Annotated in this window: 13 protein-coding genes and 5 tRNA genes; 15 read left to right on the top strand and 3 right to left on the bottom strand. The window is 48.4% G+C overall.

The annotated features are described in order from the left end of the window. Positions 1–22 precede the first annotated feature (22 nt). Positions 23–1,267, top strand: a complete 1,245-nt coding sequence (locus ACZ5PW_RS17930) for an EAL domain-containing protein (protein WP_464556242.1) — start codon at positions 23–25, stop codon at positions 1,265–1,267. Here ACZ5PW_RS17930 and ACZ5PW_RS17925 read toward each other — a convergent pair. The 3 genes from ACZ5PW_RS17925 to ACZ5PW_RS17915 all read right to left on the bottom strand — a co-directional run bounded on the left by ACZ5PW_RS17925 (position 1,264) and on the right by ACZ5PW_RS17915 (position 5,074). Continuing rightward, positions 1,264–3,036 (bottom strand): chloride channel protein, encoded by a 1,773-nt coding sequence (locus ACZ5PW_RS17925; protein WP_464556240.1) that lies wholly within the window; start codon positions 3,034–3,036, stop codon positions 1,264–1,266. The genes ACZ5PW_RS17930 and ACZ5PW_RS17925 overlap by 4 nt on opposite strands. Positions 3,037–3,052: 16 nt before the next feature. Beyond that, the gene (locus ACZ5PW_RS17920; RefSeq protein WP_464556238.1) at positions 3,053–4,000 is read right to left on the bottom strand and encodes a chemotaxis protein; all 948 of its coding nucleotides are present in this window, start codon (positions 3,998–4,000) and stop codon (positions 3,053–3,055) included. Between the two features lie 102 nt (positions 4,001–4,102). Beyond that, complete coding sequence (locus ACZ5PW_RS17915; protein WP_464556236.1) at positions 4,103–5,074, bottom strand: tRNA dihydrouridine synthase; 972 nt, start codon at positions 5,072–5,074, stop codon at positions 4,103–4,105. A gap of 313 nt (positions 5,075–5,387) precedes the next feature. On the opposite strand from ACZ5PW_RS17915, the gene ACZ5PW_RS17910 reads away from it, so the two are divergent. The 14 genes from ACZ5PW_RS17910 (at position 5,388) to rpoB (ending at position 14,937) form a co-directional block, all read left to right on the top strand. After that, positions 5,388–5,463: transfer RNA gene (locus ACZ5PW_RS17910), tRNA-Thr, on the top strand. A gap of 18 nt (positions 5,464–5,481) precedes the next feature. Next, positions 5,482–5,566 (top strand) — tRNA-Tyr (locus ACZ5PW_RS17905). A 62-nt stretch (positions 5,567–5,628) separates the two neighbouring features. Next, positions 5,629–5,704 (top strand) — tRNA-Gly (locus ACZ5PW_RS17900). Positions 5,705–5,744: 40 nt separating this feature from the next. Continuing rightward, positions 5,745–5,820: transfer RNA gene (locus ACZ5PW_RS17895), tRNA-Thr, on the top strand. Positions 5,821–5,901: 81 nt separating this feature from the next. Then, entirely contained in the window at positions 5,902–7,095 is a 1,194-nt protein-coding gene (gene tuf / locus ACZ5PW_RS17890; RefSeq protein ID WP_464556235.1) for an elongation factor Tu, read from the top strand. 3 nt (positions 7,096–7,098) lie between these two features. After that, entirely contained in the window at positions 7,099–7,248 is a 150-nt protein-coding gene (gene rpmG / locus ACZ5PW_RS17885; protein ID WP_464556234.1) for a 50S ribosomal protein L33, read from the top strand. Positions 7,249–7,264: 16 nt separating this feature from the next. Next, positions 7,265–7,341 (top strand) — tRNA-Trp (locus ACZ5PW_RS17880). Positions 7,342–7,361: 20 nt separating this feature from the next. Then, positions 7,362–7,616, top strand: a complete 255-nt coding sequence (gene secE, locus ACZ5PW_RS17875) for a preprotein translocase subunit SecE (protein WP_464556233.1) — start codon at positions 7,362–7,364, stop codon at positions 7,614–7,616. Between the two features lie 26 nt (positions 7,617–7,642). Then, positions 7,643–8,203: a transcription termination/antitermination protein NusG gene (nusG, locus tag ACZ5PW_RS17870; RefSeq protein WP_464556231.1), complete on the top strand. Its 561-nt coding sequence runs from the start codon at positions 7,643–7,645 to the stop codon at positions 8,201–8,203. 74 nt (positions 8,204–8,277) lie between these two features. Next, positions 8,278–8,703, top strand: coding sequence for a 50S ribosomal protein L11 (gene rplK, locus ACZ5PW_RS17865; RefSeq protein ID WP_464556229.1), 426 nt, complete (start codon positions 8,278–8,280; stop codon positions 8,701–8,703). Between the two features lie 15 nt (positions 8,704–8,718). Further along, a complete protein-coding gene (gene rplA / locus ACZ5PW_RS17860; protein WP_464556226.1) occupies positions 8,719–9,423 on the top strand; it encodes a 50S ribosomal protein L1 in 705 nt (234 codons plus the stop codon). Between the two features lie 151 nt (positions 9,424–9,574). Then, positions 9,575–10,096: a 50S ribosomal protein L10 gene (gene rplJ, locus ACZ5PW_RS17855; RefSeq protein WP_464556222.1), complete on the top strand. Its 522-nt coding sequence runs from the start codon at positions 9,575–9,577 to the stop codon at positions 10,094–10,096. A 48-nt stretch (positions 10,097–10,144) separates the two neighbouring features. Continuing rightward, complete coding sequence (gene rplL, locus ACZ5PW_RS17850) at positions 10,145–10,531, top strand: 50S ribosomal protein L7/L12 (protein WP_464556219.1); 387 nt, start codon at positions 10,145–10,147, stop codon at positions 10,529–10,531. 302 nt (positions 10,532–10,833) lie between these two features. Next, entirely contained in the window at positions 10,834–14,937 is a 4,104-nt protein-coding gene (gene rpoB / locus ACZ5PW_RS17845) for a DNA-directed RNA polymerase subunit beta (protein ID WP_464556216.1), read from the top strand. Positions 14,938–14,946: the final 9 nt, after the last annotated feature.

Here is a 14,946-nt window from a genome sequence, read left to right as displayed (position 1 = left end):
TTGATATACAAGGGGAAAGATATTGGGTGATGCATCTGAAATGGAGCAGGCTGAAACTGTCCGCAGGGTACTTGATGAGCAGGGGATTGCTATCTATTTTCAACCGTTGGTATCGGTTGAGAGTAAAGGTATCGTCGGTTTTGAGGCCTTTTCAAGGGGAGTAGACCGGGAAGGCCGGACTATTGCCGATGCCGGAGTCCTTTTTAATGAAAAACTTCCCATGAAGGAGCAGTACGATCTTGAACTGCTTTGTCATAAGGAGAGTCTGGAGTCCTTTGAAACTATCAATAACAGATTCAAAGATATGCTTCTGTTTCTCAACGTTAACAGTAATATTTATAATTCGAAGGATTTTGCCAGATGTGATCCTGCAAGTTCATTGACTCCCTTCCATTACAGTCCGAAGCTTATCGTCTTCGAGTTTGATGTAGCGCAGTTGGCTGATCAGATTCCGGTTGTACATATCAAAAAACTTAAGCAGCTGAATTATAGGATCTGTCTGGACAGCATTCAGGAAAATGTCAGGAGCAGAGAACTGACATTACTGATCAAACCTGACTTTGTTAAAATAGACCGCAGTTTTTATGATGGAATTGATAAGTCTGCTCAGGTGGTTGATAATGTAAAAAGTGCTGCTCACGGATGTCGCAGGGCCGGAGTACAGCCTATAGCCAAAGGGGTTGAGACGGAGCAGGAGGCAACCGCCCTTGCCCTCGCAGGGGTTACGCTCCAGCAGGGATACTTTTATACAGATACCGGCGGCAAGAAAAAAGAAAGCTTTAACAGCCGGGTTACCCGCCTGAATTCCGCCTGCCGTGATAAGGAAGCAGAGTCATTCAAAGTAGGGCATGATCATTTCTGCCGCTATCATCTGCTGCTTAAAAAAACGATGAATAAACTGACATTAGCGGCAGATGCTGTGGGAACTAACAAGATTCTGGAACATATGGTCAGGAAGAATGATGAGGTTGTGACAGCATTTGTACTCAGTGCCTCTGGGAAACAGCTGAGTTCTCGCTTTGTCGGGCGCTCCGGTGATTTTATAGGCAAAAGAATTGAAAGCTGCGCTGTGGGCAGTGATCACAGTTTGAAAGAGTATTTTATGTATCTTAATTCAGGTTTCGATAAAATAGCAGGAGCAACGGAAAGCAGTCCGTTCTGCCGGGGCGGATGCCGGTATCTTGCGGGGTTTTATTTCAATGAAGAAAGAAGAAAAGGGGAGATTTTGGTCATTGAGTATTCGGATTGCAGCAGAAACGGAAATTAGATTGATGAGGATAGAATCCGGTTTTTATAACGTTTTTCCCTGAAGAGTTTGAATGCGTCACGGGACTTGATAATACCGCATATTTTGCCTTGCTTATCGATAACCGGCAGAAATGAAACTCCGGTCTTTTCAAAGATCATGAGCGTTTCCTTTAAGTTAGAATCACAACCAACTGACACAACTGTTCTAATCATAACCGAATCTACTATCGGGGGAAATCCACTGATTTCCCTGTCGCCCTTCAGCCATGAACGCATGTCCCGCAAAGTCAGCACCCCCACGACTTTACGATTTTCATCCAGAACAGGGAAGTGGGGAAAAGGGGAGTCTATGACCATTGAAGATGCTTTTTTGAGGCTGTCATCAACCCGCAGGTAATCAAAATCATCTTCCATGATTTCAGAGACGGAAACATTTACCAGAATAGATTCATCATGGCCCCGCAGGATATTGATTCCCTGGCGTAAAAGTTTGGCTTCATAAACGGAATATCCTTTCAGCAAACGCACAACAAGCGCGCTGGTAATGCATCCTACCATCATGGGCAATATTATTTTGTATGAATAGGTCAGTTCAAACACGGTAAGAACTGCTGTGATAGGAGCCAGAGTCGTTCCGGCCACAACAGTTCCCATACCTACAAGTGCGTATTGTCCATGGGTCAGGGCAAGTTCAGGAAACAGCATGTTTATCGATGAACTCACCGAGGTTCCGAGTGCCGCCCCCAGAACCAGGGAAGGGGCGAATATACCGCCGCTCATTCCTGAGCCGATGCATAAAGATGTGGCTGTCATTTTGGCAAGCAGGATTATCACTGCCATGCCAAGGGGGAGAACTCCTTCCAGTCCCATGCCCACCGCTTCATAACCTACTCCCATAATCCCTGGAATGTGCATGCCGATGATGCCTAGTAACAGTCCCCCGATACCCGGCTTGGTCCATTCCGGTACGGGTAAGTGTTCAAAAATATTTTCTGTAAGCCTGATCATATGTACAAATGCGAGAGAAACAATGCCCGAAAGGACCCCCAGAATAAAAAAAATAATCAATTCCTCAAAGTTGTTGAAAAAAAATCTGGGCGCATCGAATGTTGGGAAATCTCCCCAGAAGAGCTTGGAAAGCGCGGAAGCGGTCACTGAAGCCACTATTATATGGCTCACATAGGACATCTCGGTATCAAGCAAAAGAATTTCAATCGCGAAAAGGGTTCCGGTCAGGGGAGCGTTGAAGGTCGCTGCAATTCCCGCCGCAGCTCCGGCAGCAACACAGACAGGAAGCATTGACCTGTCCAGTCTGAAAATCCGGGCGGCTGAAGATCCTAAAGAAGCTCCAATCTGGACAACCGGTCCCTCCCGTCCGACAGAAGCTCCGCAGCCGATGAGCAGGCTGGTAACAAGTGCTTTGAGAAATGTTATCCTGTGGCGTATCACTCCGCCACGGACGGCGATTGCTTTAATCACTTCGGGGACCCCCGGGCCTCTGGCCTCCGGAGCCCATTTCGTAATAATTACTCCTGCGAGGAGCCCACCGCCACAGGGCAGCAAGAGAACAAGCCACCATGGTGATGCGGCAACCTGATCAAGGAAGCTGTTGCCTTGGACCCAAAATGTGCTTTGAAAAAGTTCGATAAGCCAGCGAAAGAAAAAAGCGCCCATTGCCGCCGCGATTCCGATAGCTACGGAAAAACACATAAGCAAAACGTATTGAACCCGCTGGTTGATAGCGGGCTCAATACGTTTTTTATCCTGAATATCTGTTGGGCCAACCATTGGCTGTCCTGATGGGTTATCTTTCAATCAGTGCTATGGCCCTCTGGGCAAGCTGGGTCACTTCGGGCTTGGATATCTGATCATCCGCTCCGACTGATTCACCCTTGTGGCGAAGTTTGTCGGTGATAATTGAGGAGAACAGAATGACCGGGAGTTGTTTGAGAACTTCATCTGCTTTGATGCGTACCGTCAGATTATGTCCATCCATCACCGGCATTTCAATGTCAGAAATAACAACGTTGACGAAGTCGGTGATAGGTTTGTCCTCTTCAATGGAACGACGTTTCATCTCAAGAAGTTTCTCAAAGCATTCACGTCCGGTATTAGCAAGTTCAACTGCGAACTTAGCGCGGGTCATGGTTTCGAAAAGCATTTCTCTGATCAGGGTGGAGTCATCAGCTATTATGGCTTTGTATCCGCTGTGAGTACCCCAATCAATACTGTCGTCAAGTTGGAGACCAAGTCCCGGGTTAAGCTCGGCTACTATTTTTTCAAGGTCCAGAATGAGCGAAATCCGGTCGTCAAACTTAACAACACCTGTGATTGAATCCTCGGACAGTGTTGATACATAGTTGGAGGGAGCTTCAACTTTTTCCCAGCTGATGCGATGAATTCTGGTGACGCCTGAAACTAGAAAAGCAGAGCATACGTTGTTGAACTCTGTAACGATTACTTTTGGAGGCTCAGATTCAACTCGAGGTTTTTTTAGCCAGTGACTGAGGTCAACAAGCGGAATAACCTTGTTCCGGAGATTGAATGTCCCCATGATAGCCGGGTGAGCTACCTTGGGTAATTTGGTAACTTTTTCCGGCATGCGGATGATTTCAAGAACCTTGGCAACATTGACTCCATAAAAGCCGCGATAGTTACCTTCTCCTTCCTCACGGGGTTCCTCTTCGAGCCAGAACTCAACGATTTCAAGTTCATTGGTGCCTGCTTCGAGTAAAATGTCGGTCTGGGCCATAAATCTCTCCGTAAGTTTCTGAAGGGCTAATTCGTTACTTATTTATATATTAGTCTTTAATGGAGCTTATCGTCAACAAGTGCCGGAAAATAATTAAAAGGCTCAGCAGCGTTCGCTTGTGAGACTGGATACAGTGCGGGCTGCTTCGATAAGTTCGTCCCAGTCGCTGCATTGGGTCAGTCGTGACCTTATGGCTCTTATTCCGTCCATTCCCTTGGCGTAGCGGGGCAGAATAGAGCGAATCTTGCGAAATGACCGTCTGCTACCATCAAACTCGCGGGTAGTGACTATATGCTCTTCCATGGTCCTGCCAAGATCAAAAGGCGGAAGATTGTCGCAGGACGGATCATCAAGGAGCTTGAGATAGCGGGTGAAAATTGCGGGATCATACAAAGCTCCCCGGGCAAACATAATACCGTCAATACCAGTCTGTTTAATGCATTCAATAGCATCTTCAGCAGTAAAAAGGTCTCCACTTCCTATTACGGGAATGGAAATGTTCTGTTTCAGAACTGCCAGCTTAGACCAGTCAGCTGTGCCGGAAAACATCTGTTTTGAATATCTGGGGTGCATGGTTATCCAGGCTACACCGACATCCTCAAGCCGTTTGGCTATTTCAAGATAATTATCCTCCCCCATCATGAAGCCGAGTCGTATTTTGACTCCGACCCGTCCTTCACCCGCGGCCTTGACCATGGTCCGGGCTGTTTCCACAAGCCGGTCCGGATCAAGATGGAGAGCGGAACCGCCTCCGGTCTTCAGAACTTTTTTCACAGGGCAGCCTGAGTTTAAATCAAAAAAGTGGTAGCCCTCATCAATCAGTTGAGGCATAGTATCTGAATAATCGTTTGGCTCCCCGCCGAAAAGCTGCACGACCAGCGGGGCGTCCTCGGCGCAGGTTGCCAAAAGGGATTTTGTTCCTTTGCCGTCATATTTGAGGCCTTTTACGCTGACCATTTCAGTTACAGCTACAGCGCATCCCCGCTTCCGGCAGAGCATGCGAAAGGGCAGGTCTGAGTAACCGGCAAGGGGCGCCAGCCAGGGTTTATCTGGACTGATGGGAAGTGAGTTCATTCTTTTTTGTACCTGATGATTGCTTTGTAGTTTTTGGGTCCGGCAGTGTGCCGGGGAAGATGAATTAAGTCCAAATCGCCTTAAAGTCAAAGACTGCCTGCTCTGAAAGGGGATTGAAGGCGGCCCTTTTTTAAAAAAAAATCAAAAAGTTTAAAAAAGGTGTTGACTTGTGAGGCAGTTTCCATTTAAACCCCGCTTCGTTGCTTCGGCGAAAGACGGGTCGAAAAGTTTTCAGAAAGAACTTGCTCGAAAAAAAACGAAAAAAGTCCTTGCAATTTGAAAACGGAGCCTGTAGAAAGATTCGCTCACGAGGGCTGGCGTAGCTCAATTGGTAGAGCAGCTGATTTGTAATCAGCAGGTTGCGGGTTCAAGTCCCATCGCCAGCTCCAGTAACAAACATATATAATGGTGGGGTTCCCGAGTGGCCAAAGGGAACAGACTGTAAATCTGTCGGCAACGCCTTCGGAGGTTCGAATCCTCCCCCCACCACCATAATTTTTAGAAATCGCGCTGTAGGAGGCAGGAAGGCCTGCTGTTAACTACGGACATAGGGTGCGGGAATAGCTCAACGGCTAGAGCATCAGCCTTCCAAGCTGAGGGTTGCGGGTTCGAATCCCGTTTCCCGCTCCATTTATACTTACCCTAGTCCAACCTGCGCGTTGATAAGGATGCCCACGTAGCTCAGTCGGTAGAGCACTTCCTTGGTAAGGAAGAGGTCACCGGTTCAAGTCCGGTCGTGGGCTCCATACATTTGTGTAGTATGACCTTGAACGCTTTAAATCTAAATCAGTAAAACCTAACTGAATTAAAATTTAGGGGGATTTATCATGGGTAAGGCTAAATTCGAACGCGGTAAGCCTCATGTTAACATCGGTACCATCGGTCACATTGACCACGGTAAAACCACTCTGACCGCTGCAATCACTAAAGTTGCAGGTCTCGCCGGTTCCGGTGAATATGTTGCTTTCGATGAAATCGACAAAGCACCTGAAGAAAAAGAGCGCGGCATCACCATTGCTACCGCTCACGTTGAATATGAAACCGAAGCACGTCACTACGCTCACGTAGACTGCCCCGGTCACGCTGACTACATCAAGAACATGATCACTGGTGCAGCTCAGATGGACGGCGCAATCCTCGTTGTTGCTGCTACTGACGGTCCTATGCCTCAGACTCGTGAGCACATCCTGCTCGCTCGTCAGGTTGGTGTTCCCGGAATCGTTGTATTCCTGAACAAATGCGACATGGTTGACGATGAAGAACTCCTTGAGCTCGTAGAAATGGAAGTTCGTGAACTTCTCTCCTCCTACGATTTCCCCGGTGATGATCTTCCCGTTATCCAGGGTTCCGCTCTGAAAGCTCTCGAATGCGAAAGCGCAGACGAAGAAGCTGCAAAGCCCATCCTCGATCTCCTCGCTGCTTGTGACTCTTACATTGAAGAGCCCGAGCGTGACATCGACAAACCTTTCCTCATGCCCATCGAAGACGTTTTCTCCATCTCCGGTCGCGGTACCGTTGTTACCGGTCGTGTAGAGCGCGGTGTGATCAAAGTTGGTGAAGAAGTAGAAATCGTTGGTATCAAAGATACCGCCAAGACTACTTGTACCGGTGTTGAAATGTTCCGTAAGCTCCTCGACCAGGGTCAGGCTGGTGACAACGTAGGTGTTCTCCTCCGTGGTACCAAGCGTGATGAAGTTGAGCGCGGCCAGGTTCTCGCAGCTCCCGGCACCATCAAGCCCCACACCAAGTTCAAAGCAGAAGTTTACGTTCTGTCTAAAGACGAAGGTGGACGTCACACTCCTTTCTTCTCCGGATACCGTCCTCAGTTCTACTTCCGTACAACTGACATCACCGGTGTTGTAACTCTGGATGAAGGCGTTGAAATGGTAATGCCCGGTGATAACGCAACCTTCAACGTTGAAATGATCAACCCCATTGCTATGGATCCCGGTCTTCGCTTCGCTATCCGCGAAGGTGGCCGCACCGTAGGCGCAGGAGTTGTTACTGAAATTCTGGAGTAAGACATGCGTGTCAAAATTCAGATGCAGTGCACCGAGTGTAAGCGTCGTAACTATTCGACGATGAAGAACAAGAAGAATACTACTGGTCGTATCGAACTGAAGAAGTTTTGCCCTTTTGATAAGAAGCATACTCTTCACAAAGAAACCAAGTAGTTCTCTATAAAAAAGCAGGCCAGTAGTTCCAACGGCTAGAACGTCGGTCTCCAAAACCGAATGCTGGGGGTTCGAATCCCTCCTGGCCTGCCACTTCATTTATGGGAATCAATATGGCCAAGAAAAAAAATAAAGGTGCGGGAGCTCAGCAGACCAAGGCTGAACCGGCTGGAATTGGCGGAAAATTCAAAGAGTTTTCCGAATTCCTGGAACAGTCCAAGGTTGAGATTAAAAAGGTCGTATGGCCTACTCAGAAAGAGACCATTCAGACCTGTACCGCCGTCTTGGTCCTTGTCGTAGTCATGTCGCTTTTTCTGGGTGTTGTTGACATGGGACTCAGCAAACTTGTTGAAGTTATCCTGTCTTAATCAACCCAACTTAGAGGAAGAGCATCATGAACACAGACGCTGAAAAACCTCAGGGAAGGAAAGCCCGTTGGTACATTGTTCATACCTATTCCGGGTTTGAACAGCGGGTTGAGCAGACTGTCCGTGAGATGATGAGAACCGGTCAGGACAAAGGACTGATCGAAGAAGTCATTGTCCCCACGGAAAAAGTTGTCGAGCTGGTAAAAGGGGAAAAGAGAACATCTACCCGGAAGTTTTACCCCGGGTATGTTATGATCAAAATGATCATGGAGGATGAATCCTGGCATTTGATTCAGTCTATCCCTCGCGTTACCGGATTCATCGGTGGCAAAAACCGTCCGACTCCTATGCGTGACAGCGAAGCAGCCAAGATCCTGAGCCTGATGGAAGACCGTCAGGAACAGCCGAGACCGAAGTTCAACTTTGACCGTGGCGATGAAGTCAGGGTGATAGATGGACCTTTCAGCGGTTTCAACGGCGTTGTAGAAGATGTCAACTACGACAAAGGCAAGCTTCGGGTGTCAGTCTCCATTTTCGGCCGCCAGACCCCGGTGGAACTTGACTTTGTTCAGGTTACCAAAGGGTAGTCCTGACCGCACTGCTGCATATTCATTTCCGACAGTGAGTTTCCTCACTGGAATTTAATATAGGACATAAAGCGATGGCCAAGAAAGAAATAGGCAAAATTAAGCTTCAGATCCCGGCTGGCTCAGCCAATCCGTCCCCTCCGGTCGGTCCTGCGCTCGGTCAGCACGGTGTTAATATAATGGAATTCTGCAAGGCGTTCAACGCTAAAACGCAGGATCAGAAGGGCATGATCATTCCAGTGATCATTACTGTTTATCAGGACAGATCCTTCACCTTCATTACCAAGACTCCGCCGGCTTCCACCCTTCTGCTCAAAGCTGCAAAGCTGCAGAAAGGTTCCGGTGAGCCCAACAAGAACAAGGTCGGTAAAGTGACCAAAGCTCAGGTGCAAGAAATTGCCGAGCTCAAGGCTCCTGACTTGACCGCTGCCGATGTTGAAGCTGCCATGAAATCCGTCATGGGAACAGCCCGCAGCATGGGCATTGAAGTCACAGAGTAGGTGAGGGGATAGATTATGCCTAAGCACGGAAAAAATTACAGAAAAGCGACCGAAGGCGCTGAACTTCGCGGTCTGACCGTTGAAGAAGCAGTAAAGTCTGCGGTTGATAAGGCATTTGCTAAGTTCGACGAGACTGTTGATGTTGCCATCAACCTCGGTGTCGATCCCAAATACTCCGACCAGATGGTTCGTGGCGCAGTAACCCTGCCTAACGGCCTCGGTAAAGAAGTACGCGTAGCATGCTTCGTAAGCGGAGAGAAAGAAGCGGAAGCCAAGGAAGCAGGCGCTGATTTTGTCGGCGGTGATGACCTTGTTGCCAAAGTCAAAGGCGGCTGGCTTGATTTCGATCAGGCAATTGCCACTCCTGACATGATGGCAAAAGTCGGTCAGATTGGTAGAGTGCTCGGCCCTCGTGGTCTGATGCCTAACGCCAAGACCGGCACCGTAACTTTCGATGTTGCAAATGCTGTTAAAGAAGTAAAAGCAGGTCGTGTAGAATTCAAGGTTGATAAGGCCGGTGTTCTTCACGCTCCTATCGGAAAGGTTTCCTTCGGAGCTGAAAAGCTTCTTGAAAACCTCAAAGCGCTGCTTGAAACTGTGAACAAACTGAAACCCACAGCTGCAAAAGGCACTTACATGAAAGCCGTTGCAGTGGCTACTACCATGGGCCCGGGTTTCAAGGTTGATCCTCTGGCAGCACGCAAGTATTCAGAGTCCTAAATCGTCATAGGCCGCTCCTTTAGAGGAGCGGCCCTTGATGTACAAATACACGGGAAGTTTAGTCGAAGACGGCAGGAGGGATGGTCCCTTAATATCCTGCCCAGACAACACTTTGACTTGCTTTCCGGGTCAAAACATTAGGAGTGTTAAGGTGAACAGGCAAGAAAAAGCCCAGATTATCGAGCAGCTCAAAGAAAAAGCTGAAAGGGCGAGTATTGCCATCGTTACCGACTTTAAAGGCCTTGGTGTAGAAGAGTTTACTGAACTCCGCGCCAACCTGCGTAAAGTCGGTGTCGATTGCCAAGTCGTCAAGAACACTCTGGCCCGGTTGGCTTTCACTGGTACTGATCACGAAGTACTGGCTGACAAATTCAAGGAAAACTGCGCTATCGTAACCGGATATGATGATCCTGTTGCGGCAGCTAAAGCAGTTGCTGATTTCGCAAAAGGAAGCAAAACTTTCGATATGCGTTTCGCATCCCTTGAGGGCAAGTATCTTGACGAAGATGGCGTGAAGGCGCTTTCCAAGCTCCCGAGCAAGGAAGAGCTCCTCGGCAAAACTCTGGGTACAATGAATGCTGTACCTACCAACTTTGTGAGCTTGCTCGCAAATGTACCCCGCGGCCTCCTGAATGTCCTTTCCGCTGTGAAAGACCAGAAAGAAGCTGCATAATAACCGCCAAGTCAAGGCAATTCAAAGAATTCCCAGGAGGAAATTTCCATGGCAGATATCACCAAAGATCAGGTTGTAGAGTTTATTTCCAACATGACCGTTCTCGAACTCTCCGAGTTCATTAAAGAACTGGAAGAGAAATTCGGCGTATCCGCAGCAGCTCCCGTAGCAGCTGTAGCAGCAGCTCCCGCAGCAGGCGGAGAAGCTGGTGCTGCTGAAGAGCAGACTGAATTCGACGTCATCCTCAAGGGTGCAGGCGGCAACAAGATTGCTGTTATCAAAGCAGTTCGCGCTCTGACCGGTCTCGGCCTGAAAGAAGCAAAGGCTAAAGTTGACGAAGCTCCTGCAGCTATCAAAGAAGGCGTAGAGAAAGCTGAAGCTGAAGATGCTCTCAAGCAGCTCACTGAAGCCGGTGCTGACGCTGAAATGAAGTAATTGAAGCGAAATTACCGCTAATGCAAGAGGAGCGCAAACCCCGGTAAAACGGGGTTGCGCTCTTCTCGCTGTTAAAAAGATTGACAAAATTGCCTGATCAATTATTTTGAGAAGATTCGGAAAAGGCGCAGCCGGATTTTTAGCGCTCTCAAAATAACCTAAAAATTTCTCCCAATAGGCAAGATTGTTCTGCCGCCCTCTGTTTATCTTGTACTTTTTGACTTATAATTAAATCTTAATTGGTTGATGTTCGTCAAATTGCTTCATTCCAACCCTAACCTTCTCACTTGATTGAGGATACGATGGGTCAGCTCAGAAAAATATTTGGAAAGATCAAAGTCACATTGCCGATTCCCCATCTGCTTGAACTGCAGGTGGATTCTTTTAAGAAATTCCTTCAGGACGGTGTCGCACCTGCAAGCAGGGCCGATGTAGGCCTTGAGGGTGTTTTCCGTTCGGTTTTTCCGATAGAAGACTTTAACAAAACTGCCAGTCTCGAATACGTCAGCTACGACATAGGTGAGCCTAAGTATGATATGGACGAGTGTATCTCCAAAGGCCTCACTTATGAAGCGCCTATCCGTATCAAAGTCCGCCTCGTGGTTTTCGATGTAGACGAAGAGACTGAAAGCAGAACAATTCGCGACATCAAAGAGCAGGATATCTATTTCGGTACTGTTCCTCTCATGAGTGAGCAGGGAACTTTCATTATTAATGGTACCGAACGCGTTATCGTCAACCAGCTTCAGCGTTCTCCGGGAATCATCTTCGAGCATGATTCTGGTAAAACACATACCAGCCGAAAGGTTTTGTATAGCTGCCGCATCATTCCCATGCGCGGTTCCTGGCTTGACTTTGATTTCGATCATAAAGATATCCTTTATGTACGCATCGACCGCCGCCGCAAAATGCCTGCGACTGTTCTGCTTAAAGCCATGGGACTTTCCAAGCAGGATATCCTGGACTACTACTATGACGCTGAAGAGTATTCTATTGATCGTCATATTGTCCGCCGCAAGGTAGTGGAAAACCAGTTCCGTAAGGAAAATGCATGGGTTGACCTCTGCCTTGAAGATGGCAAAATCATTGTTCCACGCGATAAGCCGGTAACCAAGTTCGGTTGGAAAAAACTGATTCGCGGTGGCGTTGAATATATTGAAGTAGATCCCAAGTCTCTTGTCGGCCAGTTTGCATACAATGATATTACCGATCCGGATACCGGAGAGGTTATCGCTGAAGCAGCTGACGAGATTACCGAGGAAATCTTCGAGCGCATCATGGAAGTGGGCATTAAGGATGTTAAGGTTCTGCATACCAGAGGTGCTGATGTTTCCTCTGCTTTGCGTGATTCCCTGATGCTCGATAAATCGACTGATGTAGAATCAGCTCAGATTGAAATCTACCGTCGTCTGCGCCCCAGTTCTCCTCCCACAGCTGAGATTGCTTCCAGCTTTTTTGAGAACCTGTTTCGCAGCTCTGACTACTATGACCTTTCGAGCGTTGGACGTTACAAGCTGAACGCTCGTCTTAGCATCGATACACCTCTAGAGCTCAGAACTCTTACTAACGAAGATATTCTTACTGCAGTTAAAGTTCTCTGCAAACTGAAGGACAGCCATGGTCCGGCTGATGATATCGATAACCTCGGTAACAGACGTGTACGTCCTGTGGGAGAGCTGGTCGAGAACCAGTACCGTATCGGTCTCGTGCGTATGGAAAGAGCTATCAAGGAGCGCATGAGCCTCCAGGAAGTCGCGACTCTCATGCCCCATGATCTGATCAACCCCAAACCTGTCGCAGCTGTTCTTAAGGAATTCTTCGGAACTTCGCAGCTTTCACAGTTCATGGACCAGACCAACCCTCTTTCCGAGGTTACTCATAAGCGCAGACTGTCAGCGCTTGGACCCGGTGGTCTTACACGCGAACGCGCCGGCTTCGAAGTGCGAGATGTTCATGTTTCCCACTACGGACGTATTTGTCCTATTGAAACTCCTGAAGGACCGAACATCGGTCTCATCGTGTCCCTGACCACTTATTCCAAGGTCAACGATTTCGGTTTCATTGAGAGTCCTTACCGGACAATCAAAGATTCTACCATGACTGATGAGATCCTTTACTACGACGCTACCCGTGAAGTCGGGCATATCGTCGCTCAGGCTAACGCTCCTATTGACGAAAATGGTACCTTTGTTAACCAGATGGTTACCTCTCGTCTCAATGGAGATGTTGCCATGCAGCCGCGTGAAGATGTCACGCTGATGGATATCAGTCCTTCCCAGACTGTTTCTGTTTCTGCTGCCCTGATCCCTTTCCTTGAGCATGACGATGCTAACCGCGCGCTCATGGGATCGAACATGCAGCGTCAGGCTGTTCCTCTTCTCAAAACCGCTCAGCCCTTGGTAGGTACCGGAATGGAGGCCAATGTTGCCCAGGATTCCGGTAGCTGCGTCCTTGCTGAAGCGGATGGATATATAGATTACGTTGATGCAGAGCGTCTTGTCGTCCGCTATGACGGGGATATCTACCCTGATACCGGCGGAACTAAACATTACGAGCTGCAGAAATGGCATAAGTCCAACCAGAACTCATGTTATGGACAGCGTCCGCGACTGCCTATCGGTACCCGTGTCAAAAAAGGCGATGTTCTTGCTGACGGTCCCGGTATCAAGGACGGCGAACTTGCACTTGGTAAAAACCTGCTTGTGGCCTTTATGCCCTGGTGCGGATACAACTTTGAGGACTCCATCCTCATTTCCGAACGTGTTGTGAAGGAAGATGTTTTCACATCTGTACACATTGAGGAGTTTGAACTCGTCGCTCGTGATACCAAGCTCGGGCCCGAAGAAGTTACCCGCGATATTCCGAACGTCAGCGAAGATATGCTTCGCAACCTCGATGAATGCGGTATCATTCGCCTCGGAGCACGTATTGCTCCCGATGATATTCTCGTAGGTAAGATCACTCCTAAAGGTGAGACCCAGCTGACGCCTGAAGAAAAGCTGCTTAGAGCTATTTTCGGTGACAAGGCCCGTGATGTTAAAAACACATCCCTGAAGGTTCCACCGGGAATCGAGGGAACCGTTGTAGACGTCAAGGTTTTCAACCGTCGTTCCGGTGAAAAGGATGACCGCACCCGAGCAATCGAAGATTTCGAGCTTGCCAAACATGATATGAAGGAAGGCAAGCACATCGAATCTCTTACCGCCAAAGTAAGAACCAAGATTGCTGATGTTGCACTCAATAAACAGATTGCAACAACCCTTATGGGACGTAGAAAAGGCGAAGTTCTGGCTGAAGCCGGGCACATCCTCACTGAGGAAATCCTTTCTGAAGTTCCCCTTAAGAAGCTGGGCGGTCTGTTTGCAGATAAAGAAACCAATGAAGCCGTTAAACAGCTTCTTGCAGAATATGATAAGCAGATTCGCATCATCAAAGGCATTTACGATGTAAAACGCGAAAAGGTTACCGAAGGGGATGATCTGCCCCCGGGCGTCATCAAGATGGTCAAGGTCTACATCGCGGTTAAGCGTAAGCTTTCCGTGGGTGACAAAATGGCTGGACGCCATGGTAACAAGGGTGTTGTTTCCTGCATTCTTCCAGAGCAGGACATGCCGTTCTTTGATAACGGAACTCCCATGGATATCGTGCTGAACCCTCTCGGTGTGCCTTCTCGTATGAACATCGGGCAGATTATGGAAACTCACCTCGGATGGGGGGCCCTTGCTCTCGGTCAGAAGTTTGCGACCATGCTCGATAACGGCGAAGCCCTTAATGTCATCCGCCAGGAGATCAAGAATACTTTTGAATCCGAGGATGTATATGAGCTGGTTGATTCTCTTGATGATGAAGAATTCAGACTCGCTGTCAATAAAGCCCGTGAAGGTATAGTCACCAAAACACCTGTTTTTGACGGAGCGACTGAAAAGGAAATCTGGGATCTCGTTGAAAAGACTGGTGTACCCGATGATGGTAAAGTAACCCTTTACGATGGGCGTACCGGTGATCCTTTCCACAACAGGGTAACAGTTGGTGTCATGTACATCCTCAAACTGCACCACCTTGTTGATGAGAAGATCCATGCCCGCTCCACCGGTCCTTACTCGCTGGTTACCCAGCAGCCTCTCGGTGGTAAAGCTCAGTTCGGTGGTCAGCGTCTCGGTGAGATGGAAGTCTGGGCTCTTGAGGCCTACGGCGCAGCGTACCTGCTGCAGGAATTCCTCACCGTCAAGTCTGATGACGTGACCGGTCGTGTCAAGATGTACGAGAAAATAGTCAAGGGAGATAACTTCCTTGAATCCGGCCTGCCTGAATCATTCAACGTCCTGGTCAAGGAGCTTATGTCCCTCGGCCTCGATGTTAACCTGCTTCAGGATGAAAGCGACGAAGCTGCCGACAAGAAAAAATAAATATGAACG

It is taken from the genome of Maridesulfovibrio salinus (assembly GCF_055394525.1).
This window is presented reverse-complemented; position numbering and strand designations above follow the sequence as displayed.